The following is a 15497-nucleotide window of genomic DNA, read 5'->3' as shown; positions in this document are numbered from 1 at the left end:
CCGCATGCCGCCCGGCGCCGATCGCGCGAAGGAGCGTAGCCGGTTCTTCCCGGGCATTGCCGCGGCCATGGCTGAACAGTGGGGGCCGTTGCTCGGGCAGGTCGATCTGTTTGGACAGGCAGCATGACCGACAAGACGCCACCTGTCGTCGAGCAGGAATATCTCGCCGGGCTGAAGGTCGTCGACATTGGCGATCTTCGCATTGCGCGCGGGATGTCGCGTCGCCCCGTGTCGGCCTGTAATCATCGCCCCTTGGTCTACGACCAGCGAGAACGCCGCATCTGGTGCAAGGATTGCGAGACCGACATCGAGGGCTTCGACGCGTTCCTGCTGATCACCGAGCAGTTCGATCAAGCCGCCAAGAAGATCGAGCGGCAACTCGCCGAGGTGAAAGAGGCGCGCGAGCACAACATCATCCGCATCGCTGCGAAACAGATGGACCAGCACTTCCGGCGCAAGAACATGGTCCCTGCGTGCCCTCATTGCCATCAGGGTATCTTCCCGGAGGATGTTCCGAAGATGGGAACGATCAACAGGGAATGGGAAACGGTGCGCCGCGCCCGGGGCGCCGGTGCGAAAAAAGAGTCAAAGCCATGACCCCCCATAGCATCGCCCGCTGGCCTGCAATGAAAGGAGAGGGAGAGTGACGGCAGAGCGCATTCGCACCGCAGAGGCTGCCCGCCTCACCGGACTTGACCGCCGGACCCTTCAGGAGAAGGCTGCATCCGGCCTAATTCCCGGCGCCCGAAAAGTCTTCGGCCGCTGGACCTACGACCCCGTATTGCTCTCGAAATTAGGACACGCACCTTGCCCGACGAAAAACTCCCGAAAGGCATCTACCGCCGCGGCGACATTCTCTGGGCGCGTTTCAAGGTCAAAGGTGTCGAATATCGCGAAAGCCTACGAACACGTTCTGTCTCAGTCGCGGAAAGGCGCATAACGGCGATCCGCCAGGAGATCGAGAACCGTGTCTATTACGGCGCGGCGGAAGCGGTCGTCTGGCAGCAGGCAGTTGTCGCCTGGGATGCCTGGATCAAGCGGCAGGGTAAGCGCGAGGGCACTGTCCAGCGTTACCTCGTCAGCATCGGCCAGCTTCGCCCGTGGCTTGACGACAAGGATGTGCAGCGGATCGATATCGATCTCGTCCGGCAGATCGTTCGCGACCGCGCCAAGCTGGGCGTGAGCAATGCGACCATCCGCCGCGACCTCACGGCCATGTCGAGTGTGCTGGACTGTGCAATCGATGAAGGCTGGATCTCGGAGAACCCGGCGCATAGCTATGACCGGCGCCGCCTGAAGGAACAGCGCGACCCGATCGAATTGCCGGATCACGTCAGTATCGCGGCGGTGCTCGAAGTCGGAAGCCGGTTCGTAGAGATGGCAGAGTTCGCGCGCGAGACCGGCATGCGTCAGGAGGAAATCGCTTCCCTGACCCACAACCAGGTCGATCGCGTCAGAATGTCGGCCAGCTTGATCCGAACCAAGGGCCGGCGCGCGCGCGAGGTTCCTCTGAGCCACAAGGCGATAGAGATTATCGACCGTCAGCCGCAGTACCTCAGGAGCCCATTCGTGTTCTGGAGAGGCGCTGGGGAGAGGTTCAAAAACGTGGACGCTCAATTCTACTCGACGGTGCGCAGAGTGGCACGCAAGAGGGCACAAGATGACCTGCCGTTCAGGGTGTTTCGCTTTCACGATTTGCGCCACCTTTTCGCGGTGGAATCCCTGAGAAAACAGCGCTGTAGCCTATACGAGTTGCAGCAGATCATGGGGCACGCATCGGTCAAGACGACCGAGCTGTACCTCGACCACCTGAAGCCTAGCGAAAGGCAGGCGGCGATACATGGGGTGTCACATAATGAGGCACGAGAACAGCGGTTTGCAAACGGCGAAAGTGCAGAAAATGTTTGATTTCTGCGGGTTTGCTAGCGATGCTGGAAAAATGATCGGAGACTTAGCAAACCGCTGGTTTCAGCCACTCACCCACGTCTCCGCATGCGGCCTAGGAGGCGCCGTATAACGGGGGTAGGGTGGCTCGGCAAGGGGGTCGTGACTCAGTTTTTCGTACCTGTGGAAATGTTTGCGGAACTCGCGATATTGCGGGGTTCGGCCTGCCGCAAAACCGACTCGCCCTGTCGCCCGTTCATTGCGGGGTCAGGCGCTCTGGATTCTTTAGTGACATGACGCATTGTGCGCCTAGAGCGTAACTGCATTACGAAAATTCGGGATCGCCATTGGAGGGCCACCAGATGTCATTCACCACGCAAATCGCCGCCAGGGGGGCGCCGGTTGGCTTGTCGCGGAAGATCGGCACGGCCGTGGCGGCGATGTTCGTCCTGTTCGCACCGATCGCCCCGGCCATGGCGCAAGTCACCACCGTCGATCCCGACGCGGCGATCGACAGCGATCTCAATTCCGGCTCCGCGGGGACGACTTACGCCCCCCCTGCGGAATCCCAGCCCCCCGTCGATGCGGCCCCCGGCTACCCCGGCAACGGAACACCCGTGGAATCGACCGCGAACGGTTCCGAGTATCGGTCCGAGGCCGCTCCGGCGGCGCCGACAGGCTTGCCGGCGGACAATTCGACCACCTACCGTCAGGACGACCTTATCGGCGCTGCCGAGGGTGTTTTCGGCAAGGGCGCGAAGGGCCTTGCCGGAGTGATCGAAGACCTGCTGAAAAAGCAGGGTGAGCCCAACGGCTATATCATCGGCCGCGAAGGCGGCGGCGCTATCGCCGTCGGGCTGCGATATGGTTCGGGTACGCTCTATCATAAAGTGGAAGGCCAGCAGCCGGTCTACTGGACCGGGCCGTCAATCGGCTTCGACGCCGGCGCCAATGCCGGCAACGCTTTTGTTCTGGTCTACAACCTCTACGACACCGAGGACCTCTATCATCGATTCGGTGCGGGTGAGGGACAGGCCTATCTGGTCGGCGGTTTCACCGTCAGCTATCTTCGCCGCGGCAACGTGGTGCTGATTCCCGTTCGCGCGGGCGCGGGCCTGCGACTGGGCGCCAACATCGGCTACATGAAGTTCACGCACAAGCAGAGCTGGATGCCCTTCTAAACCAGGATTGCATGCTTTTCGGTGGAAGGGGGCGTCGTGTCTGGCGGCGCTTCCCTTGCTTCACGGCGCGCCCACTTGCCGCGATGCGCGCCGCCAGCGCCTGTTTTCAAACAAAGTTTCGCTTTCGTCGGGCCGCAAAGGCGATTGCCACGTTTTTTTCGGTGTTCTCGGCAATTCTCGGTCGATCGGGCATTGCGCGCCGTTCCTGCTCGGTCTAAGGCCCCGCGCGCCATGCTTACGAACCTTCAGCAACAGCCCGCCGACGCGCTTCTCGCGCTCATCAAGCTCCACAACGCAGATCCGCGCGCAGACAAGATCGACCTTGGTGTCGGCGTCTATCGTACGGGCGAAGGCGACACTCCGGTCTTCCGCTCGATCAAAGCGGCGGAAGCGAAGCTCGTCGCCGAGCAGGATTCGAAAGCCTACCTCGGGCCGGAAGGCGACATGGGCTTCGTGGAAGCGTTGATGCCCTATATCTTCGGCAAGGACACCGCCGACATGGGCGGCCGTATCGAAGGTATGCAGACCCCCGGCGGCACCGGCTCGCTGCGTCTGGCGCTCGCCATGGTGAAGCGTGCGGGTTACCAGCGGATCGTCGTCGGCACGCCCAGCTGGCCCAACCATGCCCAGATCTGCGCGGACCTCGGCCTTGACGTGGTGGAGTTCAACCATGCTCTGCCGTCGGGCCAGACCGACATGGACGCCTTGCGCGCGGCACTTGCCGATGCCCGTGAAGGCGACGCCATCCTGCTGCACGGCTGCTGCCACAACCCGACGGGTATCGACTACACTAACGAGCAGTGGGACGAGATCGCCCAGCTCATCGCCGACGCCAAGATCCTGCCGATCCTCGACCTGGCCTATCAGGGCCTGGGCATGGGCATGGAAGAAGACGCCTACGGGCTGCGCCGCGTATTGGTGGCCGTGCCGGAAGCGCTGATCTGCTATTCCTGCGATAAGAACTTCGGGCTCTATCGCGATCGCGTGGGCGCCCTCTACGCCATGGTGGCAGACCCGGCCGATCTGGCCAAAGTCATGTCGAACGGGCACAACCTGGCGCGCGCCAACTGGTCGCAGCCGCCAGATCATGGCGGCGCTGCCGTTCGCCTGATCCTTGAGGACGAAGCGCTGACGGCACAGTGGCTCGCCGAGCTTGACGAGATGCGTGAGCGCATGCGCCAGGTTCGCGCGCGGCTTGCCGCCGCCGGCACCGCCGGTTCGGTGGACATGACGCCGATGGGCGGCCAGAACGGCCTGTTCTCGATCGTGCCCCTGAGCAAGGATCAGGTTCTGTCGATGCGCGAGAAGCACGGCATCTACATGGCCGGTTCGGGACGCATCAACGTCGCTGGCCTGACCATGGGCAATATCGACAAGTTCGTCGCCGCCGTCGCGGACGTCACGGCCTGACAGGAATTCGGGCCGGTTCCTTGAGGGATCGGCCCGCTTCGCTTTTCATGAACAAGACGCCGGCCTCGCGGAATTCACCTGCGGCGCCGGCGTTTTTCGTGTCTCAGCCGCGCAGCGACTGCATGCGCTGGAGGTAGCGCGCCAGGACATCGATTTCCAGGTTAACGCCGTCATCCGCCCCGAGTGCGCCGATCGTGGTCACGTCCGAGGTGTGGGGGATGATGTTCAGCGTGAAATGGCAGCTTCCGTTGGCCTGATCAGAGACTTCGTTGACCGTCAGCGATACGCCGTCCACCGTGATCGATCCCTTGGGGGCGAGATAGGGCGCCAGTTCCTTTGGAGCGGCGATCACGAACCGTTTCGAATCGCCTTCCGGCGTGACGCTGACGATGGTGCCCACGCCATCGACATGGCCGGTAACGATATGGCCGCCCAGTTCGTCACCCAGTTTTAGGGCGGGTTCGAGATTGAGGCTGGTGCCTTCGGCCCAACGGCCTTCGACCGTGCGTGATACGGATTCGGCCGAAATATCAACCGCGAACCAGGCGTCTCCCGCAACGCCGCCCTTGTCCACCACGGTAAGGCAGACGCCCGAGCAGGCGATCGAAGCGCCCATGGCGATGCCGGCGGGATCGAAGGGGCAGGTGATGACCGCGCGCAAGTCGCCGGTCTGGCGGGCTTCGCGGATCTGGCCGATGGCGGTGACGATTCCGGTGAACATGCTTACCTTTCGAGCGGTTGCTCAGATGCGTTTGCGGCCTCGTAGACTTCGAGCGTATCGATGCCAAGCTGCCGCCGTTCGGCCAGGCGCCAGTGGCCATGGGCCTGGGACAGGGCGGACAGGCCGAAGTCGGAAAGAGCGGGGCGGCCGCCAAGCAGGATCGGCGCGCGATAGATCAGCAGCCGGTCGACCAGCCCGGCCCGCAGGAAGGCTGTGGCGGCGCCGGCACCGCCCTCGACGAACAGGTACTGGATGCCGTCCAGACCGGCGATGGCCTCTGGCGAGGGGAGGGCACGCCAACCTTGCGGTGCATCGCCTCTCGTCAGGACGAAGCGTTGCGGACTGCGCCTTTCCAGCCCCGGAAGGCGCACGTCCAGACGCGGCGCGTCCGCGCGCAGGGTGCCGCCACCGACGAGAATGGCATCGGAAAAGGCGCGCATGGCATGCGTATGTGCACGGGCCTCGGGCCCGGTGATCCACTGGCTTTCGCCGCTGGCGAGCGCGATGCAGCCATCGAGCGAGAGCGCCAGCTTGAGCGTGACTTCGGGGCGGCCCAGGCGCCGGGAAACGAGGTAGCCGGAAAGGCTCCGCTCGCAAGCGGCGGACCGGAGGTGGCCGGCCTCGATTCCAGCGGCCCGGATGCGCGATAGACCCGCGCCCGAGGTGCGCGGATCGGGGTCCATGCAGCCGATCACCACCCGCGCCAAGCCGGAGGCACAGACAAGGTCTGCACAGGCCGGGCCGCGTGCGGACTTGTGCGCGCAGGGTTCCAGCGTGACATAGAGCGTAGCGCCGCGCGCCGCCTCTCCGGCAGCGGCGAGCGCTACCGCTTCGGCGTGGGGACGCCCGCCCGGCTGCGTCCAGCCCCGCGCAACGACCTTTCCGTCCTTTACCAGGATCGCGCCGACCCCCGGATTGGGGCGGCTGTCCGGACGCGCCCGCGCTGCCAGCGCGGCAGCGGCGGCAAGCCAGCCAGCGTCGTCCTTCACGGGAGCGGTCGCTCGGCCGTGCCGGTGGGAACCTGGTCGATCTGCGGCAGGGTGCGGCCTTCGGGCAGGCGCGGCTTGCCGATGCGCTCCATCTCGGCCTTCTTGCGCGCGGCTTCCTCGACTTCCGCGTCGCGGGCGATCTTGTCCACGTCCATCCCGGAGTAGCGGCCGATGGTCTTGTAGATGTCCCGCACTTCCTTGTCGCGCTTGGCCTGTTCGGCGGCCCAGGCCTCCTTGCGCTTCTGGTTCTCGATGTTGGAGGCCAGGATCTGTTCTTCGGTACGATGGGCCGGAAGCACGGAAATGTAGACCACCTTGGGTGGCGGATGCGGTCCGCGCGCTTCCTGGGTGGACATCAGGTAGAAGACCGAGAACGTGCAGGCGGCGGACACGGCGGCGATACGCCAGCGGTTGTTGCCCGCCTGCTTCCACACCTCGCGGAAATCCGCGATCATGCCGACGGGATTGACGTCTTTCCAGTATCCGGAACGCTTGAACAGGGCCATGCCGCGCTATGTAGTGGTTTATGTGCGGTTTGGAAATGCGCGCTTCGCATTTTGCCATGCCCGCATGAAGGTGGGCGGACCAATCAACCGAACGGGATATAGAGCGACCGGCCGTTCTCCTTCAGCCAGCGGTTGGCCGAAGGTACGCTGCCTTCGAACAGGCTGCCGAGAAAATCATGAAATGCCGGCGAATGATCGAAATGCACAAGGTGCGCCACTTCGTGCGCCACGACGGAGCGTCGCACCGGATCCGGCGCCATGATCAATCGCCAGTTGATCCTTATCGAGCCGTCGGCTGCGCAACTGCCCCACCGCCGCCGGGCGCTGGACAGCGCCAAGGGCGGCGTGTGCTGCCCGGCCCGGGCGCAATATTCGGCCAGATCCTCGGTAAGCGCGCTACGCGCCTCCGTTTCCAGCCAGCGCTTCAGCCGCGATGCCAGGGAACTCTCCGGGCCGCCGACCAGCAGCGCCCCATCGTCCGGCACGGGGCGGCGGGGCAGGGCCGGGTCGTGACGGACCACGAAGCGATGCCCCCGAAAGTCCAGCGTCTCCCCGTCGCCCAGCGGTGTCGCCTGCGGCAGGGCCTCGATCTGGATCGCCAGCCAGGACTGCTTCGAACGCGCGAATTCCAGCGCATCCTCGGTGCGCGTCCAGCGCGGGATCGAAATCCGGATTTCGCTGCCGTCCGGTGCGAGGCGCATGGTCATGCGCCGGGCCTGGGGCAACCTGCGTATGATCACGGGCACCTGCCGACCGGCAATGTCCAGCACCGGGTCTTCGCGGGGATCGCGGCGCAGCCAGTCCAGCACGGGCTATTCGGTCTCCCAGGGGGCGGGGCCTTCGGGTTCGAGACAGTCCTCGTCGTCTTCGCCATAGGGCCAGACGATGTGGTTCTCCAGCGGTCCCGCCACCGTTTCGCTGATGACCTTTCCCGCCACCGAGATGCCCGCCTTGTGCACGGCCTCGCGATCGCCGCAGACCAGGTAATGCCATTCCGGCAGCGGTTCGCCGTCGGCGCGCAGGCGGTAGGCGCAGCTTGGCGGCAGCCACGAAAGGTTCCCTGCCGACTTCGGAGTGAGCTTCATGCAGTCCGGCACGAACTTGTGGCGGCGCGGATAATCGCTGCATTGCGCGGTCTTGAGGTTGAGCAGCTTGCAGGCGACGTTGGTGTGGTAGATCTCGCCGGTATCGGCGTCCTCCACCTTGTGCAGGCAGCATTGCCCGCACCCGTCGCAGAGCGCTTCCCATTCCCCCCGGTCGAGCGTCTCGATCGGACGCTCCCAGAAAGGCTTTTCGCCGGCAGGCCGACCGGAAGACGGGCCAGAAGAGGCGCGCGCGTTCACTTCACCCACTTCGCCAGTTCGGCGGCTACCGCCTGCGGGCCTTTGTCCACCGGCAGCATGGCGATCGGCTTGCCGTCCGGGTCCATGAGATAGGCGATGCGGCTGTGGTCCATGAGGTAGCCGCCCGGTGTCGGCTCACCCTTCTTGTAGTAGACCGCGAAGGCTGCCGCCGCCTGCTTGACCTGCGCGGGGGTGCCGGTGAGGCCGTAGAGCCGGGGGCCGAACGCCGCGGTCCATTGGCCTACGATTTCGCGATCGTCCCGCTCGGGGTCGATCGTGATGAAGATCGGCTGCACCTTGGCCGCCCGCGCCGGTTCCGCCTTCTCGAACTGCGCGAAGCCGCGCATCATGGCCTGCACGTCCATCGGGCAGGCGTCCGGGCAGAAGGTGTAGCCGAAGTAGACGATCCGCCACTTGCCCTTGAAGCTATCCCAGGTGACGGCCTTGCCATCCTTGTCGCTCAGGGTGAAGGGGCCGCCGATCTGCGCGCCTTCCAGCGGCGGCGCTTCGGCCGCGTTCTGCTGACAGGCAGCAAGCGTTCCGCTCAGCGAAAGGGCGAAGGCGACAAGGGCGATACGGCGGAACAGGTATGTCATGGCGCCGCGCTTCATGCTCTGCTAGAGCCTCCGGTGCAAGGGTGCGATGCCGGAAGGGAAGGGCCGGTCGTCACGGGCATCCTGTCTGTCTGGAGGTAATGAAGGTGTCGAAGACCATGTCCGGGAACGTTTCGCCAAGCTCGCGCGGAATCCTGAAAATGGGCCCTGTCAGGATGGCCCTGGCCGCGCTTGCGGCGGGCCTGATGTTCGCTTCCCCGGCTCATGCCGATTTCTCCGATGGCTACAAGTTCCTGGAATCGGTCAAGAAGAAGGAAGGTGAGAAGGTCGAGCAGGCGCTCATGGACAATGGTCAGATCGTCAATGCCAAGGATGTGACCACGGGCGAGACGGCGCTGCTGATCGTCACCAATCGCCGCGACCTTACCTGGCTGAGCTATCTCATCGGCAAGGGCGCCAACGTCAATGCCGCCGACGATCGCGGACGTACGCCACTTTCCGTCGCGGTCAGCCTCGGCTGGCGGGATGGCGTTTCGCTGCTGCTCGACCATAAGGCGAATCCGAGCACCTCCAACGATGCGGGCGAAACGCCGCTGATCTTTGCGGTTCACCGCAAGGATACCGACATGGTCAAGGCGTTGCTGGAAGCGGGCGCGGATCCCAGCAGGTCGGACAATTCAGGCCGCAGCGCACGCGACTATGCCGCGCAGGAAGCACGCGGCAGCACGCTCGCCAGCCTGCTCGACGACTATGCCAAGAAAAATTCGGGCAAGGGCAAGGCCGTTTACGGCCCGACGTTCTGAGCGCCATGATGCAAGAGGCAGAAACCCTGGAGGCGCTGCGCCGCCAACTCGCACCCGCCATCGCCGATGCGGCCGTTTTCGACGGCTGGACGACGGATGCGGTGCGACAGGCCGCGGAAATGGCCGGTATCGACAAGGATCTCGCGGAATTTGCCTTCCGGGATGGTCAGATGGCGATGATCTCGGCCTGGGTGAGCCATGTCGATCAGGAAATGGAACGCACCACTCCGGCTTCGTCGCTCAAGGGCGTGTCGATCCGCGAACGCATCCGTCGCCTCGTCATGGCGCGGCTGGATGCGGTGGCGGGCCGCGAGGAAGCGTTGAACCGGGCGCTCACCATCATGGCGATGCCGCAGAACCTGCGCGCTTCGTTGCGCCTTGGCTGGCGCAGCGCCGACGCCATGTGGCGGCTCGCCGGCGATACGGCCACCGATTACAACCACTATACCAAGCGCACGATCCTGGGCAGCATCTACGCCGCGACATTGCGGGTCTTAGTGTCCGACAAGAGCGAGGACAAGGCTGAAACCCGCGCTTTCCTCGATCGACGGATCGAAGGCATCATTCGGTTCGAAAAGACCAAGGCGCAGTTCCTGCGTGCGCCGGAGGAACGGATCAGCCTCGTTCGGCTGCTGGGGCGGCTGCGTTATCCGGCGCGGTAGCCCGAGCGGTCGGCAAGGACAGGGACGTCCGGCTCAAGCATGCGAGAGCCGCGCCGTCTTTTCAGCGGCCTTTTTGCAGATGTTTTGTTAGTTATTGCGAACAAGTTGCAATCGATCCGCCGATCTGGCAGCGGAGCGACATGACTCTCGATCTTCTCCCTATCGACCAGCGCGCTCGAATCGTCGCGGTGGACTGGACGGCACTCGTACCCGAAGAAGCCCGTCGCCTTCGCGCACTCGGTCTTGAGGAAGGCGCGACCGTTTCGATTGCGCATCGGGGTGTCGCAGGCGGGCGGGATCCCATTGCGATCGCTATCGGCCGCATGACGATCGCGGTGCGCCGCGCCCATGCCATGGCCATGGAGGTTTCGCCGCTATGAGCCGCCAACGCAAGATCGCCCTTGTCGGCAACCCGAATGCGGGCAAGAGCGCGCTGTTCAACGCGCTGACCGGCGCGCGGCAGAAGATCGCCAATTATCCCGGCGTCACCGTGGAGCGCAAGTCCGGCCGCATGGTCCTTCCCACCGGCGAGCCGGTGGAGATGACCGACCTTCCCGGCGCCTATGGCCTGGATGCGACCAGTCCCGACGAGGAAGTGACGTCGAAGGTCATCGCCGGCAAGTTCGCCGGAGAGGCGGAGCCGGACGTTCTCGTCATCGTGCTGGACGCTTCCAACCTCGAACAGCACCTGGTCTTCGCGCAGGAACTGCTGGCGCTGGGCAAGCCCTCGGTGGTGGCGCTCAACATGGTGGACCTTGCCGAGCGGGACGGACTGGTGCTGGACGCCGCCGTGCTGGAAGAGGAACTCGGCGTGAAGGTGGTGCCCACCGTCGCGGTGCGTCGCCGCGGCCTGGCCGAACTGGGCGAGGCGATCGCATCGGCCGAAAGCCGCCATGCCGGTCCCGGCCTCACCGACCTTGGCCAGACCGAACGCCGCGTCGCCGCCCATGCCATGGCCAATGCCGCGATTCTGTCGGAGTCGAAGCAGCATCGCCTCCACGCGCGGCTAGACCAGATTCTGCTCAACCCCTGGCTGGGGCCGATCATCCTTTTCGCGTTCCTCTTCGTCGTGTTCCAGGCGGTCTTCGCCTGGGCCGCGCCGCTGATGGACGGGCTCGATGCGGGCGCGGGCTGGCTGCACGATACGGTCAAGGCCGCAATGCCGCCGGGTCTGGTGCGCGACCTTCTGACCGACGGCGTGATCTCCGGCGTCGGCTCGGTGGTGGTCTTCCTGCCGCAGATCGTGATCCTCTTCGCCTTCATCCTGGCGATGGAAGCCTCCGGCTACATGGCCCGCGCGGCGTTCCTGATGGATCGATTGATGGCCTATGTCGGGCTCTCGGGGCGCAGCTTCATCCCGCTGCTGTCCAGCTTCGCCTGCGCCATTCCCGGCATCATGGCGACCCGCTCGATCACCGACCCCAAGGACCGCCTGACGACGATCCTGATCGCCCCGCTGATGACCTGTTCGGCGCGATTGCCGGTCTATGCGGTGATCATCGGCGCCTTCATACCGAACACCAACCTCGGCTGGGGTATCGGACTCCAGGGCGTGGTGCTGTTCGGCCTCTATGTCGCCGGTATCGTCGGGGCCATGGTCGTGGCGCTGCTGCTGCGCAGTTCCGTGACCAAGGGCGCGGCTTCGGGCTTCATCATGGAGATGCCGAAGTACCAGATGCCCCGGCTGAAGGACATGGCGATCGGCCTGTGGCAGCGCGCCTGGATCTTTCTGCGCCGCGCCGGTACGATCATCTTCACTGTCACGGTCGTCCTTTGGGTGCTGCTGAACTTCCCGCAAGCACGACCCGGGGAAAGCCAGGTCGATGCCTCGATCGCGGGCAAGCTGGCGAACGGCCTGGCCGTGGTCGTGGAGCCGATCGGTTTCAACCGTGACATGGCGCTGGCACTGATCCCCGCCATGGCCGCGCGCGAAGTGGCGGTTTCCTCGCTGGCGACGACATATGCCGTCGATGCGGGCGACGACGAGGATGCCCAGGCGATGGAACTGGGCGAGCGCCTCAAGGGCCGGTGGACCCTGCCGATGGCGCTGGCGTTTCTTGCCTGGTTCGTCTTCGCGCCACAGTGCATGTCGACGATTGCCGTGACCCGGCGCGAAACCAACGGCTGGAAATGGCCGGTGTTCATGTTGGTCTACCTCTTCGCCATGGCCTACGTGGCGGCGGGCGTGACTTATTGGATAGCGATAAGCGCCGGGCTGTAGTCCCAAGTCTGCACCGCTCTGTGAAAAACGGCCGTCGGCGGACTCGCGCCGGCGGCCGCCATTCGCTACCCCAACCGCCGAGATTCAGAAGAAAGCGATTCCCTCATGGCAGGCAGCGTCAACAAGGTCATCCTGATCGGCAACCTCGGAGCCGATCCCGAAGTGAAGTCGTTCCAGAACGGTGGGCGCATCGCCAACTTGCGCATTGCGACCTCCGAAAACTGGAAAGACCGTGCGACGGGCGAGCGCAAGGAACGCACCGAATGGCACTCCGTGGTGATCCAGTCGGAAGGCCTGGTCGGCGTCGTCGAACGCTTCCTGCGCAAGGGTTCGAAGATTTACATCGAAGGCCAGCTCCGCACCCGCAAGTGGCAGGACCAGAACGGTAACGACCGCTACACCACCGAAGTTTCGGTAGGCGGCGTCGGCGGCGTGCTGACGATGCTGGACGGCGCGCAGGGCGGGGGCCGTGGCGGCTCCGGCGGTGGTGCTGGCGGCTGGAATGAGGGCGGTTCCTCTGGCGGCGGCGACTTCGGCGGCGGTCGATCGGGTGGCGGTGCTCGCAGCGGCGGAGACGATTGGGGACGCACCGGTGGCGCGGCCTCGGGCGGCGCTGCCGGCGGCAGCGACTGGGGCCGTACCGGCGGTAGCAGCAGCGGCGGCGGCTTCGGCGACGATCTCGATGACGATATCCCGTTCTGAGCCTGTCAGGTAAGAACCCGTGAACCAGAAGGGGCGCTTCGCAAGAGCGCCCCTTCTTGCATATGGATGAGGCGCCCGGGTTCGGTAAACAAAGGGATCGATCTCAAGAAGATAGGCGTTGCAGCATAGCGCAAAGCTAGGAGATCGGCCGATTTCGGCATTGTGGCCGATCCACCACAGGTCGGCGGCTATCTGATTTTTGCAACGCAGCAACAGAAACATTGCGTTTGCGAGAGCGTGCTGGAGTCCTTAAGCGCCCGCGCCAACAAGGTCAGGGTAATCAGGGTTTCATAAAATCATGCATCAGCGCCGATTCCGTCACTGCGCCGCCGCCTCGCTGTTCGCGATCGCCTGTGCCACGCCATATGCCGCGCATGCTCAGAGCACCGCTGTCCCGGCTGCCGATGCCACCCCCAGCACCGATATCGTCGTCACGGCGACCCGGCGCGAGGAACGCGCCGTTGACGTGCCGATCGCGGTTTCGTCGCTGAGCGGAGACAAGCTCGCCGCGATCAATTCCAGCGGCCAGGACATCCGTTTCCTGTCCGGCCGCGTGCCCAGTCTGTTGGCGGAATCGTCCTTCGGCCGCACTTTCCCGCGCTTCTATATCCGCGGTCTCGGCAACACCGACTTCTCGTCCGACGCGGCACAGCCCGTCTCGGTGGTCTATGACAACATCGCGCTGGAAAGCCCGTTTCTGAAAGCTTTTCCCGCGTTCGACCTTGAAAACATCGAAGTGCTCAAGGGCCCTCAGGGCACCCTGTTCGGCCGCAATACCCCGGCAGGCGTCATCAAGCTGACTTCCGCCCGGCCGACCGATCACTATACCGGCCACGGCAGCGTTTCGTGGGGCACCTATAACACGATCAACAGCGAGCTGGCGCTCAGCGGGCCGATTACCGACACCCTGCGTTTCCGCGTGGCAGGTAACCTCCAGCACCGCGACGACTGGGTGAAAAACGATTACGCGCAGACGATCAACGAGCGCCGTTTCGACGGCTACGACGATCTCGCCGGTCGTGCGCTGCTGGAATACGACAACGGGCCGCTCAACATTCTCGCCAATGTTCACGCGCGCCACTTGCGCGGTTCGGCGCGCGTCTTCCGTGGCAACTCGATCAAGCCGGGCACCAACGACTTCGTCGATGGCTTCGACGTCGAGCACACCGCGCAGAACGGTTCGAACCCGCAGCGCCTCGACGGTTGGGGCGCCAATGTCCAGGCCAGCTACGACTTCGACGGCATCGGCACCCTGTTCTCGGTGACGGGTTGGGAGAAGGTCAACGTCTTCTCGCGCGGCGACACGGACGGCAGCTATCCCGCCGCCGTGCCGTTCTCGGTCGAGACCGGCAGCAAGGCCCGCCCGCGCGAATTCACGCAGGAACTGCGCTTCGCTTCGGAGAAGTTCGGCGATGTCAGCTTCCAGGCCGGTGCCTATTACTTCAACCAGAACCTCAACACCGAAGCGGTGAGCTGGAACGAGACCAACGTCCGCACTGACGGCAACACCGCGCATCTCGACAACGAGACTTACGCGGTGTTCGGCTCCGTCGAATATACCCCGATCGATCAGTTGATCCTGCGCGGCGGCCTGCGCTGGTCGCATGACCGCAAGTACAGCGTCCTCAACGATGTCGACGGCGCCCTGCTGTCGGACGGTCGTGCCAAGGGTTCGAAGGTATCGTGGGACGCCAGCGCGACTTACAAGCTTGACGACGATCACTCGCTCTATGCCCGCGCCGCATCGGGCTATCTCGGTGCTTCGCTGAAGAACGATGTCGTCGCCGGTGTCGCCACCGAAGCCAAGCCGCAGACGACCACTTCGTTCGAAGTCGGTTTCAAGGGCGAAGAGCACGGCCTCGTCAGCTATTCGGCCGACGTGTTCTACATGAACACCCGCAATATCCAGCTGACCGCCGTGGGCGGCGCTTCCAACACCACCACGCTGATCAATGCCCGCAAGGCGATTGGCTGGGGCGTGGAGAGCGAAGTGACGCTCACGCCGGTCGAGGGCCTCGTGCTGACGGCGGGCGGCAGCTACAACTTCACCAAGCTAAAGGACCAGAACCTGGTGGTCGCGCCCTGCTCGGGCGGCTGCACCGTTCTCGACCCCATCGTGGCGGGCACTCCGTTCGTCTCGATCGACGGCAATCGCCTGCCGCAGGCACCGCGCTGGATCGCCAACTGGACGGCCAGCTACACCGTGCCGATCAGCGCGAACCAGGAAGTCTTCGCCTATACCGACTGGGCCTATCGCAGCGCGGTGAACCTGTTCCTCTACGATTCGGTGGAGTTCACCGGCAAGGCCTCGCTCGAAGGCGGCCTGCGGGCGGGCTGGCGCGACAATGCCATGGGCGTGGAAGTGGCCGCTTTCGCGCGCAACATCACCAACCAGATCCGCATCGTCGGTGCCATCGACTTCAACAACCTGACCAGCATGGTCAACGAGCCGCGCATCATCGGCGGTGAGGTGAAGTTCCACTTCTGATCGATGTCCCAGGGGCGCCCGGCTCAAGGCCGG

The 15497-nt window shown here is 64.4% G+C and carries 16 protein-coding genes; 10 read left to right on the top strand and 6 right to left on the bottom strand.

Features of this window, described 5'->3' with window-relative positions:
- Positions 1 to 123: 123 nt before the first annotated feature.
- The 4 genes from RT424_RS12625 to RT424_RS12610 all read left to right on the top strand — a co-directional run bounded on the left by RT424_RS12625 (position 124) and on the right by RT424_RS12610 (position 4475).
- On the top strand, positions 124 to 597 hold the full coding sequence (locus tag RT424_RS12625) for a hypothetical protein (protein ID WP_313438526.1): 474 nt from the start codon (positions 124 to 126) through the stop codon (positions 595 to 597).
- Positions 598 to 807: 210 nt separating this feature from the next.
- Positions 808 to 1908 (top strand): tyrosine-type recombinase/integrase, encoded by a 1101-nt coding sequence (locus RT424_RS12620; RefSeq protein WP_313438524.1) that lies wholly within the window; start codon positions 808 to 810, stop codon positions 1906 to 1908.
- Positions 1909 to 2324: 416 nt separating this feature from the next.
- Positions 2325 to 3065 (top strand): DUF1134 domain-containing protein, encoded by a 741-nt coding sequence (locus RT424_RS12615; protein ID WP_313438534.1) that lies wholly within the window; start codon positions 2325 to 2327, stop codon positions 3063 to 3065.
- Between the two features lie 231 nt (positions 3066 to 3296).
- Complete coding sequence (locus RT424_RS12610) at positions 3297 to 4475, top strand: aromatic amino acid transaminase (RefSeq protein WP_313438521.1); 1179 nt, start codon at positions 3297 to 3299, stop codon at positions 4473 to 4475.
- Between the two features lie 103 nt (positions 4476 to 4578).
- Here RT424_RS12610 and RT424_RS12605 read toward each other — a convergent pair whose 3' ends face one another.
- From RT424_RS12605 to RT424_RS12580, 6 genes are all read right to left on the bottom strand, one after another.
- Positions 4579 to 5196 carry a riboflavin synthase gene (locus RT424_RS12605; RefSeq protein ID WP_313438518.1) on the bottom strand — a complete coding sequence of 206 codons (618 nt, stop codon included), beginning with the start codon at positions 5194 to 5196 and terminating at the stop codon, positions 4579 to 4581.
- 2 nt (positions 5197 to 5198) lie between these two features.
- Entirely contained in the window at positions 5199 to 6185 is a 987-nt protein-coding gene (gene ribD, locus RT424_RS12600; RefSeq protein WP_313438516.1) for a bifunctional diaminohydroxyphosphoribosylaminopyrimidine deaminase/5-amino-6-(5-phosphoribosylamino)uracil reductase RibD, read from the bottom strand.
- The gene (locus RT424_RS12595) at positions 6182 to 6691 is read right to left on the bottom strand and encodes a hypothetical protein (RefSeq protein ID WP_313438514.1); all 510 of its coding nucleotides are present in this window, start codon (positions 6689 to 6691) and stop codon (positions 6182 to 6184) included. Before RT424_RS12595 ends, ribD begins: the two co-directional genes overlap by 4 nt.
- Before the next feature lie 83 nt (positions 6692 to 6774).
- A complete protein-coding gene (locus RT424_RS12590; RefSeq protein ID WP_313438511.1) occupies positions 6775 to 7500 on the bottom strand; it encodes a SprT family zinc-dependent metalloprotease in 726 nt (241 codons plus the stop codon).
- 3 nt (positions 7501 to 7503) lie between these two features.
- Positions 7504 to 8034 (bottom strand): YcgN family cysteine cluster protein, encoded by a 531-nt coding sequence (locus RT424_RS12585; RefSeq protein ID WP_313438531.1) that lies wholly within the window; start codon positions 8032 to 8034, stop codon positions 7504 to 7506.
- A complete protein-coding gene (locus RT424_RS12580) occupies positions 8031 to 8645 on the bottom strand; it encodes an SCO family protein (protein ID WP_313438509.1) in 615 nt (204 codons plus the stop codon). The genes RT424_RS12585 and RT424_RS12580 overlap by 4 nt, the downstream gene beginning before the upstream one ends.
- Positions 8646 to 8788: 143 nt before the next feature.
- Here RT424_RS12580 and RT424_RS12575 point away from each other — a divergent pair, with 143 nt between their 5' ends.
- The 6 genes from RT424_RS12575 (at position 8789) to RT424_RS12550 (ending at position 15464) form a co-directional block, all read left to right on the top strand.
- Positions 8789 to 9391, top strand: a complete 603-nt coding sequence (locus RT424_RS12575; protein WP_313438506.1) for an ankyrin repeat domain-containing protein — start codon at positions 8789 to 8791, stop codon at positions 9389 to 9391.
- Positions 9392 to 9399: 8 nt separating this feature from the next.
- Positions 9400 to 10053, top strand: a complete 654-nt coding sequence (locus RT424_RS12570; RefSeq protein ID WP_409521489.1) for a COQ9 family protein — start codon at positions 9400 to 9402, stop codon at positions 10051 to 10053.
- Positions 10054 to 10193: 140 nt separating this feature from the next.
- A complete protein-coding gene (locus RT424_RS12565) occupies positions 10194 to 10433 on the top strand; it encodes a FeoA family protein (RefSeq protein WP_313438500.1) in 240 nt (79 codons plus the stop codon).
- A complete protein-coding gene (locus RT424_RS12560) occupies positions 10430 to 12274 on the top strand; it encodes a ferrous iron transporter B (protein ID WP_313438498.1) in 1845 nt (614 codons plus the stop codon). Before RT424_RS12565 ends, RT424_RS12560 begins: the two co-directional genes overlap by 4 nt.
- A gap of 105 nt (positions 12275 to 12379) precedes the next feature.
- The gene (gene ssb, locus RT424_RS12555) at positions 12380 to 12976 is read left to right on the top strand and encodes a single-stranded DNA-binding protein (RefSeq protein ID WP_313438495.1); all 597 of its coding nucleotides are present in this window, start codon (positions 12380 to 12382) and stop codon (positions 12974 to 12976) included.
- 298 nt (positions 12977 to 13274) lie between these two features.
- Positions 13275 to 15464: a TonB-dependent receptor domain-containing protein gene (locus tag RT424_RS12550; protein WP_313438493.1), complete on the top strand. Its 2190-nt coding sequence runs from the start codon at positions 13275 to 13277 to the stop codon at positions 15462 to 15464.
- The last annotated feature ends 33 nt before the right edge of the window (positions 15465 to 15497 follow it).

This window comes from Novosphingobium sp., assembly GCF_032093395.1.
GTDB lineage: Bacteria > Pseudomonadota > Alphaproteobacteria > Sphingomonadales > Sphingomonadaceae > Novosphingobium.
The sequence above is the reverse complement of the archived record's forward strand: the minus strand, read 5'-3'. Positions and strand labels throughout refer to the sequence as shown.

Bases quoted from the DNA above. Each gene is read 5' to 3' on its own strand.
- RT424_RS12625 (WP_313438526.1), top strand. From the start codon at position 124: ATGACCGACAAGACGCCACCTGTCGTCGAGCAGGAATATCTCGCCGGG.
- RT424_RS12615 (WP_313438534.1), top strand. From the start codon at position 2,325: ATGTTCGTCCTGTTCGCACCGATCGCCCCGGCCATGGCGCAAGTCACC.
- RT424_RS12610 (WP_313438521.1), top strand. From the start codon at position 3,297: ATGCTTACGAACCTTCAGCAACAGCCCGCCGACGCGCTTCTCGCGCTC.
- RT424_RS12605 (WP_313438518.1), bottom strand. From the start codon at position 5,196: ATGTTCACCGGAATCGTCACCGCCATCGGCCAGATCCGCGAAGCCCGC.
- RT424_RS12595 (WP_313438514.1), bottom strand. From the start codon at position 6,691: ATGGCCCTGTTCAAGCGTTCCGGATACTGGAAAGACGTCAATCCCGTC.
- RT424_RS12580 (WP_313438509.1), bottom strand. From the start codon at position 8,645: ATGAAGCGCGGCGCCATGACATACCTGTTCCGCCGTATCGCCCTTGTC.
- RT424_RS12575 (WP_313438506.1), top strand. From the start codon at position 8,789: ATGGGCCCTGTCAGGATGGCCCTGGCCGCGCTTGCGGCGGGCCTGATG.
- RT424_RS12570 (WP_409521489.1), top strand. From the start codon at position 9,400: ATGCAAGAGGCAGAAACCCTGGAGGCGCTGCGCCGCCAACTCGCACCC.
- RT424_RS12565 (WP_313438500.1), top strand. From the start codon at position 10,194: ATGACTCTCGATCTTCTCCCTATCGACCAGCGCGCTCGAATCGTCGCG.
- RT424_RS12560 (WP_313438498.1), top strand. From the start codon at position 10,430: ATGAGCCGCCAACGCAAGATCGCCCTTGTCGGCAACCCGAATGCGGGC.
- ssb (WP_313438495.1), top strand. From the start codon at position 12,380: ATGGCAGGCAGCGTCAACAAGGTCATCCTGATCGGCAACCTCGGAGCC.
- RT424_RS12550 (WP_313438493.1), top strand. From the start codon at position 13,275: ATGCATCAGCGCCGATTCCGTCACTGCGCCGCCGCCTCGCTGTTCGCG.